Source organism: Rhizobium aureum (assembly GCF_030182495.1).
GTDB classification, from domain to species: domain Bacteria; phylum Pseudomonadota; class Alphaproteobacteria; order Rhizobiales; family Rhizobiaceae; genus Rhizobium; species Rhizobium tropici_C.
Window position 1 is genome coordinate 67194 of the sequence record NZ_JAQJCI010000015.1, and the last position, 12505, is coordinate 79698.

The following is a 12505-nucleotide window of genomic DNA, read 5'->3' on the forward strand; positions in this document are numbered from 1 at the left end:
CTTTCTGAACCGCAAGGGGGGCACGCAAAATGAAAGAAATTTTACGTCGTGTCTAATATAGCCCCGCCTCACGCAAAGGGCTTGACGACCACGAGAATGACGATCGCGATCATCAGAAGCGTCGGCGCCTCGTTCATGACCCGCCAGTATCGGGCAGAATGCTTGTTCTGATCGCGGGCAAAGGCGCGCACCGCAGCGCTGAAATGGCCGTGAACGCCCGAGAGAATCAAGACAAGCCCGATCTTGGCGTGCAGCCATCCGCCTTGGAAATCATAGACGGACCAGGCAAGATAAAGCCCGAAAATCCAGGTCAAAATCATTGCCGGGTTGATGATGTAGCGCAGCAGTCGCTGTTCCATGACCTTGAACGTCTCGGATTGCTGCGAACCGGGTTCGGCGTCGGTGTGATAGACGAACAGCCGCGGCAGATAAAACATGCCGGCCATCCAGGAGATGACGGCGATGATGTGCAGCGCCTTGATCCAGAGATAGAGATCGGCCGGATGCCAGGCGAAAAGTCCGATCGCCAGAACCGCAAAAATGAGGATCATGACATAGGCGCGTCGTCCAGCCCTCTGACCCGGAGCGGCGTCCGTCTGCTTTTCCACCGTCATCAGTTCCTCCATCCCCGCACACGCTCAACAAGCCTGGCAACATTATCGGGATCCGCCTGCGGGGTAATGCCATGTCCGAGATTGAAGATCAGCGGGCCATTCCCGAGCTGCTGCAGGATATCGTCGATCCCGACGTCCAAAGCCTTGCCGCCGGCAACCACGCGCATCGGATCGAGATTGCCCTGCACCGGCCCGTCCTTCTGCAGTTCCCGAGCAAAGGCCAACGGCACCGACCAGTCGAGACCGATCGCATCGGCTCCCGTCTTCTGCCGATAGGTTTTCAGCAGGTATCCAGCCCCTTTGGCAAAAGCGATCACCCGCGCCTTTGGCCGCCGTGCCTTCACCGATGCGATCATTTTCGCAACCGGCTTGACCGCAAAAGCCTCGAATTCCTTCTCGCCGAGCACGCCGGCCCAAGAATCGAAAATCTGCACGGCATCGGCGCCGGCGTCGATCTGCGCTACGAGATAATCGGCCGAGATATCGGCAAGCAGCATCAGCAGATGTTCGAACGCTTTGGGATAGCGATAGGCAAACAGCCGGGCAGGGGCCTGATCGGGCGTACCATGGCCGGCGATCATATAGGTCGCAACGGTCCAGGGTGCGCCACAGAAGCCGAGGAGCGTCGTCTCCACCGGCAACTCCTGACGCAGCCGCCGTACCGTCTCCATGACCGGCGCCAGATGCGCCATGATGCCCTCCGGCTTCAATGCAAGGATGCCGGTCTCATCGATCGGATCCATCTCCGGCCCATGCCCTTCGGTGAAGCGGACATTCCGCTTCAATGCGTCGGGGATGACCAGGATGTCGGAAAAGAGAATGGCGGCATCGAAACCATAACGTCTTATCGGCTGCAGTGTTACCTCGACGGCGTGATCGGGCGTATAACAGAGATCAAGGAAGCTCCCTGCCTTTGCGCGAGTCTCTCGATATTCGGGAAGATAACGGCCCGCCTGCCGCATCAGCCAGAGAGGGGGAGGGGTGAGCGTTTCACCGCTCAGCACTCGCATGATCTTCCGGCGTTCATCGCTCACAGACGTCGTCCTATATAAAACCAAACATATATTGAAAGGTTTCTATTTCTTAGAGTCGGTGACTAGCAAGGATTAAAGTTCATCCAGCGCCTGTCCAATTTGTCGCGCCTTCGGCATGAATCTGCAAAGATTCTGACGCGAGCTGTCGATATGTGGAAAGAAAAGATGATCCTTCAATCTTTTGAAGAGCTTGCAAAGAGATCTGTCTCCCGCCGTTCTGTGGATAAATCGAGGATGGAAGTGGCGCTACCGATCTTGTCCACATTGCCCACAGCCGCGGCGGAAGCCGTCTCGCGAAAATTCCAAATGTGGAAAACTTGGCCGTTTTCCACTTGCCGAGGACGGGCCCCTTCTCGTACCTGTCTTTTCTCCCGAGATATCAACAGGTGATGGAAAGTAGCGTGGAAAACCGAACAAGCTTCTTTCATCTGCACCTGATTTCTGACTCAACGGGTGAGACTCTCATCTCCGCCGGCCGTGCCGCCTCGGTGCAATTCCATGCCAGCCAGCCGATCGAGCATGTCTATCCGCTGATCAGAAACCGCAAGCAGTTGCTGCCGGTTCTGGAGGCGATCGATAACAGCCCCGGCATCGTCCTTTATACGATCGTCGATCGTGAACTCGCCGATTTCATTGCCGAGCGGTGCAAGGAAATGGGCGTACCATCGGTCAACGTTCTCGAACCGGTCATGAATGTCTTCCAGACCTATCTCGGCACGGCATCGCGCCGCCGAGTCGGTGCGCAGCATGTGATGAATGCCGATTATTTCGCTCGCATCGAAGCGCTGAACTTCACCATGGATCATGACGATGGCCAGATGCCCGATGATTATGATGAAGCCGATGTCGTCATCATCGGCATCAGCCGCACCTCGAAAACGCCGACGAGCATCTACCTGGCCAATCGCGGCATCAAGACCGCCAATATCCCGATTGTCCACGGCGTGCCGTTGCCGGAGAGCTTGAGCAGGGCGACGAAGCCGTTGATCGTCGGACTGGTGGCAACGACCGACCGGATCTCGCAGGTACGCGAAAACCGTATTCTCGGCACGACACCCGGCTTCGATCGTGGCGACTACACGGATCGCGCCGCCATCTCCGAAGAGTTGAAATATGCCCGCTCACTCTGCGCGCGGCACAATTGGCCGATCATCGATGTCACGCGGCGCTCGATCGAAGAGACCGCCGCCGCCATTGTTGCCCTGCGCCCCAAGCTGCGTTAAGCGCTGCACATTATTATCTCGGAGGCAGCCTTCATGACCGCGCCCCTTATTCTTGCATCATCCAGCCCGTTCCGACGAATGCTGATGGAAAATGCCGGATTGCATTTCCAGGCCATCGCCGCCGATATCGATGAACGCGCGATCGAAGCCCCGCTCGAACGGGATGGCGCCAGTCCGGATACCGTCGCGCTCGTGCTGGCAAAGGCGAAGGCGAAGGAGGTCAGCGATCGCTTCCCCGGTTCCCTCATCATCGGTTCGGACCAGACCATGTCGCTTGGTGTCCAGGTCTTTCACAAGCCGAAAACAATGGCGGATGCGGAAAATCATCTGCGAACCCTGTCGGGCAAGACGCATCGCCTGAACAGCGCCATGGCGCTGGCGCGCAATGGCGATATCATCTGGGAGCACGTGTCTCACGCCGATCTGACCATGCGGGACCTCGCGGCTGACTTCATCCACCGGCATCTCGGGCGCGTCGGAGAGAAGGCATTGTCAAGCGTCGGCGCCTATCAGCTCGAGGGAGAGGGCATCCAGCTCTTCTCGAAAATCGACGGCGATTACTTCACGATCGTTGGATTGCCGATGCTGCCGCTGCTGGAAAAACTGCGTGAGTTGGGGACGATCGATGGATGATTCACGTGAAACATCGCCCGTAAACGCTTTCGTAACGGGTTATCCGGTCAAGCATTCGCGCTCGCCGCTGATCCACGGTTATTGGCTGAAGCAGCTTGGTTTGGCTGGGACCTATCGTGCCCATGAAGTCTCTATAGAGGATTTCTCTGCCTTCGTCGCGTCTTTGAAAGCTGGCACCAGCGGCTTCGTCGGCGGCAACGTCACGATCCCTCACAAGGAAGCGGCGTTCAAGCTCGCCGATCGGCCTGATGAGCTTTCGGAAGAACTTGGCGCGTCCAACACTTTGTGGCTCGAGGACGGGCTGCTGCATGCGACGAATACCGATGGCCGCGGTTTCACGGCGAACCTCGACGAGCGCCATCCCGGCTGGGATCGCACCGATAGCGCCGTCATTCTTGGGGCAGGCGGTGCCAGCCGGGCCGTGATTCAGGCCGTGCGCGACCGCGGCTTCAAGGAAATCCACGTCGTCAACCGCACGGTCGAGCGGGCGCAGGAATTGGCGGATCGCTTTGGCGAACGGGTCCATGCTCATCCGATGGCCGCGCTCGGTGAGGTCATGCAGGGTGCCGGCCTCTTTATCAATACGACATCCCTTGGCATGGACGGCGAAGCAGCACCTCGGATCGATTTCTCGCCTCTTGCACAAGGGGCTGCCGTCACCGACATTGTCTATGTACCCTTGAAGACGCCGCTTCTGGCGCAGGCCGAGGAGCAGGGCTTTGCCATCGTCGATGGTCTTGGCATGCTGTTGCACCAGGCGGTGCCAGGTTTCGAAAAATGGTTCGGAAAGCGTCCGGCGGTTGACGATAGTTTGAGGGCGTTGATCATCGCGGATATGGAAAAACACTGATGATCAGGATCGGGCTGACGGGATCGATCGGCATGGGAAAATCCACCTCGGCGAAGCTCTTTGCCGAAGCCGGAATCCCGGTGAACGATTCCGATGCGGTCGTTCATGATCTCTATAGCGGCGAAGCGGTTCCTCTGGTCGAGGCTGCATTTCCCGGTGCGACTAGTGGCGGCAAGGTCGACCGGCAGGAACTTAGCCGGAAGCTTGCAGACGATCCCTCCGGTTTCAAGCGTCTCGAAGCCATTATCCATCCGCTTGTTCGCGAGCGCGAGCGCGAGTTCCTGGAACGCCAGCGGCAGGCCGGCGCCGACATGTTGGTGCTGGATATCCCGCTTCTGTTCGAAACCGGCGCGGACAAGAGGGTCGATAAGATCGTCGTCGTCAGCTGTGATCCACAGATTCAGAGAGAGAGAGTGCTTGCCCGGCCGGGCATGACGGAGGAAAAATTCAACATGATTCTCTCCCGGCAGACGCCGGATGCGCAAAAGCGGGCGCGCGCCGATTATGTCATCGATACCGGCGGCAGTATCGATGAGGCCCGCAAGCAGGTAAGAGAGATCATCGCGGATCTGCGGCGCAAACAGCAGATTGAGAAATAGGAAAGCGGAACTCCGACATGCGCGAAATCATTTTCGATACGGAAACCACCGGCCTCGACAACAGGGCAGACCGGATCATCGAAATCGGCGGCATCGAGCTCTTCAACCATTTCCCGACCGGAAAGACGCTGCACATCTATATCAATCCGGGTGACCGCAAAGTACACCCCGATGCTCTGGCCGTGCATGGCATTACCGATGAGTTCTTGGCGGACAAGCCACCCTTCGAAACCGTCGTGGATCAGATCCTCGAATTTTTCGGCGATGCCAAGTGGATCGCACACAACGCCACCTTCGATATGGGTTTCGTCAACGCGGAATTTGCAAGACTCGGCCGTCCGCCGATCCTGCCTGACATGGTGATCGATACGCTGGCCATGGCCCGGCGCAAGCATCCGATGGGTCCGAATTCGCTCGATGCGCTCTGCCGTCGATACGGCATCGACAACTCGCACCGCACGAAACACGGAGCCCTGCTCGACTCCGAACTGCTGGCCGAAGTCTATATCGAGATGATCGGTGGCCGGCAGACGGCACTCGGGCTTGGCAGCGCCACCGGTTCGTCGATGCGCTCACGCCAGAACGATCTCGTGGAAGAAGTCGTCGTCGACATCTTCGCGCGGCCCGCTCCGCTGCCGGGCCGGCTGACCGAGGAGGAACTCGCGGCTCATGCGGCGCTGGTCGCCAAACTCGGCGCGAAGGGAATCTGGTCGAAATATAGCGCTTCCGAGTAAAAGCACTTTCCAAAACACCAAAAGAAAATGCCCGGACCTGTAATCCGGGCATTTTCTTTTCCAGAACAGGAAAGTTCAGGCTTAGTTCGGAACGGCCGAAACCTGGGCGCGGGCCTGTTCTTCGGCCATGCGCTGCGTGAACATCTGCGCGAAATCGATCGGGTCGATCATCAGCGGCGGGAAGCCGCCATTGCGCGTGACATCGGCGATTATCTGGCGTGCGAAGGGGAACAGCAGGCGCGGGCATTCGATGAAGAGCAGCGGCAGCATGTGCTCCTGCGGGAAGCCGGTGACGCGGAAGACGCCGCCATAGACCAGCTCGGTATGGAAGAGAACACGCTCGCCATCCTTGGCTTCGGCGTTCAGCGTCAGTACCACGTCAAAATCCTCGTCCGACAGCGGATTGGCGTTGACGTTCACATTGATATTGATGTCGGGAGCATTTTCCCGGGCCTGAAGCGAGCGCGGAGCACCCGGATTTTCGAAGGAAAGATCCTTGGTGTACTGAGCAAGGATGCTAAGGCTCGGGCTGGCTGCACCGTTGCCGTTGGTCTCGTTGGCCATGGGGGTGTCCTCTCACGTCTCGATGGGTGTCGCCATCTAGCATTTAGAAAAGGGGCTTACAACCCTTATGGATCCGGCGCTCCCGAGGCCGTCCCCTAGTCTTCCAGACGCTTTTGATCCGACCACGGTGACTTCCGGTTCGGCTCGCGATGGAAATCGTCTTCGTCGAGATCGACAACGTTTCCGGGTTTGTTCGGCCGGCCTTGCGGTTCGGCGCCCGGACCCTGTCCTCGCCGGAAAGCACGCGAATTGCCGACGACGACGATGCGCTTGCGCAGGACCGTCCAGGCGAGATCGCGCACTGCCGGAATGAAAAGCAGCAGGCCGATGATGTCGGAAATGAAGCCGGGCAGCATCAGGAAGAAGGCGGCGACGACAATCATGGCGCCATGCACCATCTCCCGGCCGGGATCGCCGCCATTGCGGCTTTCGGCCGAGATGCGCTGGAGAATGCCGATCCCCTGGATCCTCAAAAGAGCGGCACCGAGCAGCACGCTGAGGATGACGAGCCCCAATGTGGCCCAGACGCCGATCATCTTTCCGACGATGATGAATCCGGCAATTTCTGCCAGAGGCATCAGAGAAATGAAGACAGGAAGAAGTGATAGGCGCATGTTACGGTGGTCCTGAAAGCGGGTTTCTTCGGTTAGGCGTTGGTTTCTCCGCGTATAATAAAGAAACCGGTCCGCTATTTGAATGATAGATCGATGGGGACTATATGGGGATTGATCTTTCAATTTTAACGGTGGTTCCGATACGAGATGGGTGCAAACGACTTTGTGACGATCTTTTTCCTGGTGGCGGCGGTGCTGATCTTCTTTCAGCTGCGTAGTGTTCTTGGCCGCCGCACGGGAAATGAGAAGCCGCCGCGCGATCTCTATGGTTCCGCAGATCCGGTAAATGGCCCGACGCCGCCGGATGCCGGCAAGGTCGTGACCCTGCCGCGGCGCGACGCGGCCGAAGAGGAAGGCCGTTTTGCTGCCATCGATACATTCACTCCAGCCGGCACGCCGCTGAACGATTCTCTGCGTGAAGTGAGCAAGGCCGATCCTGCCTTCAATCCGAAGGAATTCGTCAACGGCGCCCGCATGGCCTACGAAATGATCGTCATGGCCTTTGCCGAGGGCGACCGCAAGTCGCTGAAGGGTCTGCTGTCGCGCGAAGTCTACGAAGGATTCGATGCTGCCATCTCCGACCGAGAGGCCAAGGGCGAGAAAGTCAAATCGACCTTCGTCGGCATCGACAAGGCCGATATCCTCAGCGCCGAGATGAAGGGAACGGAATCTTTCATCACCATGCGCATCGTCAGCCAGATGATTTCGGCTACCTACGACAAGGCCGGCACTTTGATCGATGGCGATGCCGAAGCCGTGGCCGAGATCAGCGATCTCTGGACCTTCGCCCGCGACACGCGTTCGCGCGATCCGAACTGGAAACTCGTGGCGACCGAATCCGAACAATGACGATCCCATCGCAGGAATTCAGGCTGGAGCCGGCAACCTTCGCCGATCTGAAGGGCTGGAAGGACGATGATCCTTCCAGCCTTTTTCGCACGATGATGGACTGCCGGACCTATATTCGCGACGTGAAGCCCTATCGCACGGGCGCGGCGGGACTGACAGCCGATGATCTCCTGACACTCCTCGATGCCGCCGAAGGATGGAAACCGCGCGATGCAGCGGAGGCTAGGGCTTTTTTCGAGGAGCATTGCCGGCCTTTCTTCATTCGTCGCAATGGCGGTGCGACCGGTTTCGTGACCGCCTTCTATGAGCCGGAAATCGCAGTTTCAGCGGAGGCGGACGAAACCTATCGTTACCCCTTCTATCGCAGACCGGATGATCTGATCGATCTGGATGACGGCAATCGGCCTGCCGAGCTGGACCCTTCCTATATGTTCGGCAGGCTCCAGGGTGGCGCAATTTCCGCCTATCCCGATCGCGGCGAGATCGATCGCGGCTATCTGGATGGGAAAGGGCTGGAGATCGCCTGGGCAAAATCCAAGGTCGATGTCTTCTTCGTGCATGTGCAGGGCGCGGCGCGTCTGCGCTATGCGGATGGGCGTCTCGGCCGTATTACCTATGCCGCCAAGGCCGGCCATCCCTTCTCGGCCGTCGGGCGCCTGCTCATTGACCGCGGTGTGTTGGACCGCGCGACGATCTCCATGCAGACGATCCGCGACTGGCTCTACGCCCACCCGGATCAGGTCGACGAGGTCCTCTGGCACAATCGATCCTATATCTTCTTCCGTGAAGCCGATGTCAGCGATCCCGCTCTCGGGCCGATCGCAGCGGCGAAGGTGCCGCTGGTACCGGGCCGCTCCCTCGCGGTCGACCGGCTGATCCACACCTTCGGCTTTCCCTTCTTCATCCAGTCTGAAAGCTTGACCCATCTCGATGCCGGCAAGCCTTTCGCGCGGCTGATGCTGGCGCTCGACACGGGCTCGGCGATTGTCGGGCCGGCGCGCGGCGATATCTTTACCGGTTCGGGCTATGATGCGGGAGAGCTCGCCGGCACCGTGCGCAATGACGCCCATTTTTATATACTCATTCCGAAGGCGGCGGCGCAGAGGTTCGGCTGATGGCCCCGGAACGGCAGAATAAGGATCGAAAGCTCAGCGCGGAAGACCGCATCCTGTGGGGTAAGGTCGCCAAGAGCACCCGCCCCATGCCGGGCCGAATGGCCGATATCGAGGCTTTTGAAGCAGCGCTACGCGCGGAAGCCGAAAATGAGGAAAACAGCCGCGCCGCAAAGGCGAAGACGGCGCCTGTCCCAGCAGAAATTCAGGAAGCATCAGCGCCTGCGAAGCAGCCCAGCGGCCGGCACCATCCGCTGGAACGTCCGGTCAAGCGCAAGATCGCCAAAGGCCATCTGGCACTCGAAGCCCGCATCGACCTTCACGGCCTCATCCAGAGCGAGGCGCATTCCATGCTTCTCGATTTTCTGCTGCGGGCTCATAGCCGCGGCCTTCGCCATGTCCTGGTCATCACAGGCAAAGGCAGCTCCATGGGTAGCGAGGGTGCGCTGAAGCGTGCCGTGCCGCTCTGGTTTTCCAAGCCTGAATTCCGCTTTCTGATCTCCTCCTATGAGACGGCGGCACAACATCACGGTGGCGAGGGTGCGCTTTATATCCGCCTGTCGCGCTTGAAGGGGGAAAAGCCTTGACTCCGTTCGGCGAAGCAGTGCGCAAGCTGCGGCTGCGCAAGGGCGTCTCGCAGAAGCAGATGGCGGCCGCCCTCAATGTGACTCCGGCTTACTTATCCGCCTTAGAACACGGAAAGCGCGGTCTGCCGACCTTCGATTTGCTGCAGCGCATCGCCGGATATTTCAATATCATCTGGGACGAAGCCGAAGAACTCTTCCTGCTGGCCCGATTTTCCGATCCGCGCGTGGTTGTCGATACGTCCGGGCTTGCGCCCGAATATACGGCCTTTGTCAACCACTTGGCCGGCAGGATCCGCAGCCTTGACGCCGCGACGATCCGTGAACTGACCCGCGTTTTGGAAAATGCCGGGAAAACCGGCTGAAAACCGCCGTAATCCCCTGTTTTATACCTGATTTCGGGGCCTTCCGTTTGGAACTTCAGGGCGAAACATCCTATATACAGGCTAGGAAAAACCGCTGATTCGTTAGGGTCGGATGATTTCAGGTCGCAGCGACCGGAAATCCGAATCCGCTCTAAACTCAAAGAAGTAGAGCATGATGTCGTCCGAAAACCGCTCACACCGTTCGGCATCACGCTCTAGCGATCGGCAAGGTTCTCTAAAACACTGGAAAGACTTCAATATATGACCGACACATCCGTAACCGACAACGGCGGCAACGCCGAGTATGGCGCAGATTCCATCAAGGTCCTGAAAGGACTTGATGCGGTGCGCAAGCGTCCCGGCATGTATATCGGCGACACGGATGACGGCTCGGGCCTGCATCATATGGTCTATGAGGTCGTCGACAACGCCATTGACGAGGCCTTGGCCGGCCATGCCGATATCGTAACGGTGACGCTCAACCCTGACGGTTCCGTCACGGTCACAGACAACGGCCGCGGCATCCCGACGGATATTCACAGCGGCGAAGGTGTTTCGGCCGCTGAGGTTATCATGACCCAGCTTCACGCCGGCGGTAAGTTCGACCAGAACTCCTACAAGGTCTCCGGCGGTCTGCACGGCGTCGGCGTTTCGGTCGTCAACGCGCTGTCCGTCTGGCTGCGGCTGAAGATCCGCCGCCACGGCAAGATCCACGAAATGAGCTTCACCCATGGCGTTGCCGATGCGCCGCTGAAGGAGACGGGTGATGCCGGCGATGCCACCGGCACGGAAGTCAGCTTCATGCCGAGCTCCGAAACCTTCACCATGACGGAATTCGACTACGGCACGCTGGAACATCGCCTGCGTGAACTCGCCTTCCTCAATTCCGGTGTCCGCATCCTGCTGGCCGACAAGCGCCATTCCGACATCAAGCAGGAAGAAATGCTTTATGACGGCGGCCTGGAAGCCTTCGTTTCCTATCTCGATCGCGCCAAGAAGCCGCTGGTCGACAAGCCGGTCTCAATCCGCGGCGAAAAGGACGGCATTACGGTCGAAGTGGCGATGTGGTGGAACGATAGCTACCATGAAAACGTGCTCTGCTTCACCAACAACATCCCGCAGCGCGACGGCGGCACTCATATGGCCGGCTTCCGCGCGGCCTTGACGCGCCAAATCACCTCCTACGCCGACACCTCGGGCATTACCAAGAAGGAAAAGGTGACGCTGACGGGTGATGACTGCCGCGAAGGCCTCACGGCCGTGCTGTCGGTCAAGGTTCCCGATCCGAAGTTCTCGTCGCAGACCAAGGACAAGCTGGTTTCCTCCGAAGTTCGTCCCGTCGTCGAAAGTCTCGTCAACGAAGCGCTCAGCACCTGGCTAGAAGAACATCCGTCCGAGGCCAAGGTTCTGGTCGGCAAGGTCGTCGAGGCCGCTGCCGCCCGTGAAGCTGCCCGCAAGGCGCGCGAGCTGACCCGCCGTAAGGGCGCGCTGGATATCGCATCGCTGCCCGGCAAGCTTGCCGATTGCTCCGAGCGCGATCCCGCCAAATCCGAAGTCTTCCTCGTCGAGGGTGACTCGGCGGGTGGTTCGGCCAAGCAGGGCCGGTCGCGCGAAAACCAGGCCATCCTGCCGCTGCGCGGCAAGATCCTGAATGTCGAGCGCGCCCGCTTCGACAAGATGCTGTCGAGCCAGGAAATCGGTACGCTGATCACCGCGCTCGGCACTGGCATCGGCAAGGACGAATTCAACGCCGAGAAGCTGCGTTACCACAAGATCATCATCATGACGGACGCAGACGTCGACGGCGCGCATATTCGCACACTGCTCCTGACCTTCTTCTTCCGCCAAATGCCCGATCTCATCGAGCGCGGCCATCTCTACATCGCCCAGCCGCCGCTCTATAAGGTGACGCGCGGCAAGTCGGTGCAGTATGTCAAGGACGAGAAGGCGCTGGAAGAATATCTGATCGGCCAGGGCACGGAGGATGCTAGCTTGCGCCTCGGCAACGGCGAAGTCCGCATCGGCCAGGATCTGCGCGAGGCGATCTATGATGCGCTGCGCCTGCGCACGCTGATCGACAATCTGCATTCCCGCTACAATCGCGCTGTCGTCGAGCAGGCTGCTATTGCAGGGGCCCTCAACGCCGAAATGGTCAGCGATCCCACGCGAGCGGAAGCGCTCGCCAACGACGTTGCCAAGCGGCTCGATGTCATCGCCGAAGAAACCGAACGCGGCTGGAGCGGCGCTGTGACCGGCGAGGGTGGCCTGCGCTTTGAACGCACCGTACGCGGCGTCAAGGAAGTCGTGTTCCTCGACATGGCGCTTATCGGTTCGCAGGATGCCCGCCTCATCGACCAACTCGGCTCACGGCTGAAGGAAGTCTATGTCACACCGCCGAAGCTTGTTCGCCGCGATGGAGAGACGGAGATTTCAGGTCCCCGCCAGCTGCTGGATACGATCTTTGCCGGCGGCCGCAAGGGCCTGACGCTGCAGCGTTACAAAGGTCTTGGCGAGATGAATGCCGAGCAGCTCTGGGAAACGACGCTCGATCCGAATGTCCGTTCCCTGCTGCAAGTGAAGGTAACGGATGCGACCGATGCCGACGGCTTGTTTGCCCGGCTCATGGGTGATGAAGTCGAGCCGCGGCGCGAGTTCATTCAAGACAACGCGCTGAACGTCGCCAATCTCGACATCTGACCATTTACGTCAGATGCAAAAAGGCCCGCCGAA

Annotated in this window: 14 protein-coding genes; 10 read left to right on the plus strand and 4 right to left on the minus strand. The window is 59.2% G+C overall.

Annotated features, from left to right (window positions below):
* Nucleotides 1–68 precede the first annotated feature (68 nt).
* Both hemJ and hemE read right to left on the minus strand, forming a co-directional pair.
* Nucleotides 69–614: a protoporphyrinogen oxidase HemJ gene (gene hemJ, locus PH552_RS25860; protein WP_210260817.1), complete on the minus strand. Its 546-nt coding sequence runs from the start codon at nt 612–614 to the stop codon at nt 69–71.
* Entirely contained in the window at nt 614–1648 is a 1035-nt protein-coding gene (gene hemE, locus PH552_RS25865) for a uroporphyrinogen decarboxylase (RefSeq protein WP_145645559.1), read from the minus strand. Before hemE ends, hemJ begins: the two co-directional genes overlap by 1 nt.
* A gap of 401 nt (nt 1649–2049) precedes the next feature.
* Here hemE and PH552_RS25870 point away from each other — a divergent pair, with 401 nt between their 5' ends.
* From PH552_RS25870 to dnaQ, 5 genes are read left to right on the plus strand one after another with little or no spacing between them, the layout of a single operon-like run.
* Nucleotides 2050–2871, plus strand: coding sequence for a pyruvate, water dikinase regulatory protein (locus tag PH552_RS25870; protein ID WP_112339878.1), 822 nt, complete (start codon nt 2050–2052; stop codon nt 2869–2871).
* 33 nt (nt 2872–2904) lie between these two features.
* The gene (locus tag PH552_RS25875) at nt 2905–3504 is read left to right on the plus strand and encodes a Maf-like protein (RefSeq protein ID WP_112339879.1); all 600 of its coding nucleotides are present in this window, start codon (nt 2905–2907) and stop codon (nt 3502–3504) included.
* Nucleotides 3497–4354: a shikimate dehydrogenase gene (locus PH552_RS25880; protein ID WP_285166354.1), complete on the plus strand. Its 858-nt coding sequence runs from the start codon at nt 3497–3499 to the stop codon at nt 4352–4354. The genes PH552_RS25875 and PH552_RS25880 overlap by 8 nt, the downstream gene beginning before the upstream one ends.
* Nucleotides 4354–4953 carry a dephospho-CoA kinase gene (coaE, locus tag PH552_RS25885; RefSeq protein ID WP_169646267.1) on the plus strand — a complete coding sequence of 200 codons (600 nt, stop codon included), beginning with the start codon at nt 4354–4356 and terminating at the stop codon, nt 4951–4953. The genes PH552_RS25880 and coaE overlap by 1 nt, the downstream gene beginning before the upstream one ends.
* A 17-nt stretch (nt 4954–4970) precedes the next feature.
* Nucleotides 4971–5687 (plus strand): DNA polymerase III subunit epsilon, encoded by a 717-nt coding sequence (gene dnaQ / locus PH552_RS25890; protein ID WP_112339882.1) that lies wholly within the window; start codon nt 4971–4973, stop codon nt 5685–5687.
* Between the two features lie 81 nt (nt 5688–5768).
* Here dnaQ and secB read toward each other — a convergent pair whose 3' ends face one another.
* Nucleotides 5769–6251, minus strand: a complete 483-nt coding sequence (gene secB / locus PH552_RS25895; RefSeq protein ID WP_112339883.1) for a protein-export chaperone SecB — start codon at nt 6249–6251, stop codon at nt 5769–5771.
* 95 nt (nt 6252–6346) lie between these two features.
* Entirely contained in the window at nt 6347–6865 is a 519-nt protein-coding gene (locus PH552_RS25900) for an FxsA family protein (protein ID WP_112339884.1), read from the minus strand.
* 147 nt (nt 6866–7012) lie between these two features.
* Between PH552_RS25900 and PH552_RS25905 the strand changes: the two genes are divergently transcribed.
* The 5 genes from PH552_RS25905 to gyrB all read left to right on the plus strand — a co-directional run bounded on the left by PH552_RS25905 (nt 7013) and on the right by gyrB (nt 12472).
* Nucleotides 7013–7714: a Tim44/TimA family putative adaptor protein gene (locus tag PH552_RS25905; protein ID WP_285166355.1), complete on the plus strand. Its 702-nt coding sequence runs from the start codon at nt 7013–7015 to the stop codon at nt 7712–7714.
* Nucleotides 7711–8829 (plus strand): murein transglycosylase A, encoded by a 1119-nt coding sequence (gene mltA / locus PH552_RS25910; RefSeq protein ID WP_285166356.1) that lies wholly within the window; start codon nt 7711–7713, stop codon nt 8827–8829. Before PH552_RS25905 ends, mltA begins: the two co-directional genes overlap by 4 nt.
* Nucleotides 8829–9413, plus strand: coding sequence for a Smr/MutS family protein (locus tag PH552_RS25915; protein WP_113250800.1), 585 nt, complete (start codon nt 8829–8831; stop codon nt 9411–9413). Before mltA ends, PH552_RS25915 begins: the two co-directional genes overlap by 1 nt.
* Nucleotides 9410–9775: a helix-turn-helix domain-containing protein gene (locus tag PH552_RS25920; protein WP_112339888.1), complete on the plus strand. Its 366-nt coding sequence runs from the start codon at nt 9410–9412 to the stop codon at nt 9773–9775. Before PH552_RS25915 ends, PH552_RS25920 begins: the two co-directional genes overlap by 4 nt.
* A 261-nt stretch (nt 9776–10036) precedes the next feature.
* On the plus strand, nt 10037–12472 hold the full coding sequence (gene gyrB, locus PH552_RS25925) for a DNA topoisomerase (ATP-hydrolyzing) subunit B (protein WP_113250799.1): 2436 nt from the start codon (nt 10037–10039) through the stop codon (nt 12470–12472).
* Nucleotides 12473–12505 lie beyond the last annotated feature (33 nt).

Bases quoted from the DNA above. Each gene is read 5' to 3' on its own strand.
- hemJ (WP_210260817.1), bottom strand. From the start codon at position 614: ATGACGGTGGAAAAGCAGACGGACGCCGCTCCGGGTCAGAGGGCTGGA.
- PH552_RS25880 (WP_285166354.1), top strand. From the start codon at position 3,497: ATGGATGATTCACGTGAAACATCGCCCGTAAACGCTTTCGTAACGGGT.
- gyrB (WP_113250799.1), top strand. From the start codon at position 10,037: ATGACCGACACATCCGTAACCGACAACGGCGGCAACGCCGAGTATGGC.
- PH552_RS25905 (WP_285166355.1), top strand. From the start codon at position 7,013: ATGGGTGCAAACGACTTTGTGACGATCTTTTTCCTGGTGGCGGCGGTG.
- PH552_RS25900 (WP_112339884.1), bottom strand. From the start codon at position 6,865: ATGCGCCTATCACTTCTTCCTGTCTTCATTTCTCTGATGCCTCTGGCA.
- PH552_RS25875 (WP_112339879.1), top strand. From the start codon at position 2,905: ATGACCGCGCCCCTTATTCTTGCATCATCCAGCCCGTTCCGACGAATG.
- PH552_RS25915 (WP_113250800.1), top strand. From the start codon at position 8,829: ATGGCCCCGGAACGGCAGAATAAGGATCGAAAGCTCAGCGCGGAAGAC.
- dnaQ (WP_112339882.1), top strand. From the start codon at position 4,971: ATGCGCGAAATCATTTTCGATACGGAAACCACCGGCCTCGACAACAGG.
- mltA (WP_285166356.1), top strand. From the start codon at position 7,711: ATGACGATCCCATCGCAGGAATTCAGGCTGGAGCCGGCAACCTTCGCC.
- secB (WP_112339883.1), bottom strand. From the start codon at position 6,251: ATGGCCAACGAGACCAACGGCAACGGTGCAGCCAGCCCGAGCCTTAGC.
- coaE (WP_169646267.1), top strand. From the start codon at position 4,354: ATGATCAGGATCGGGCTGACGGGATCGATCGGCATGGGAAAATCCACC.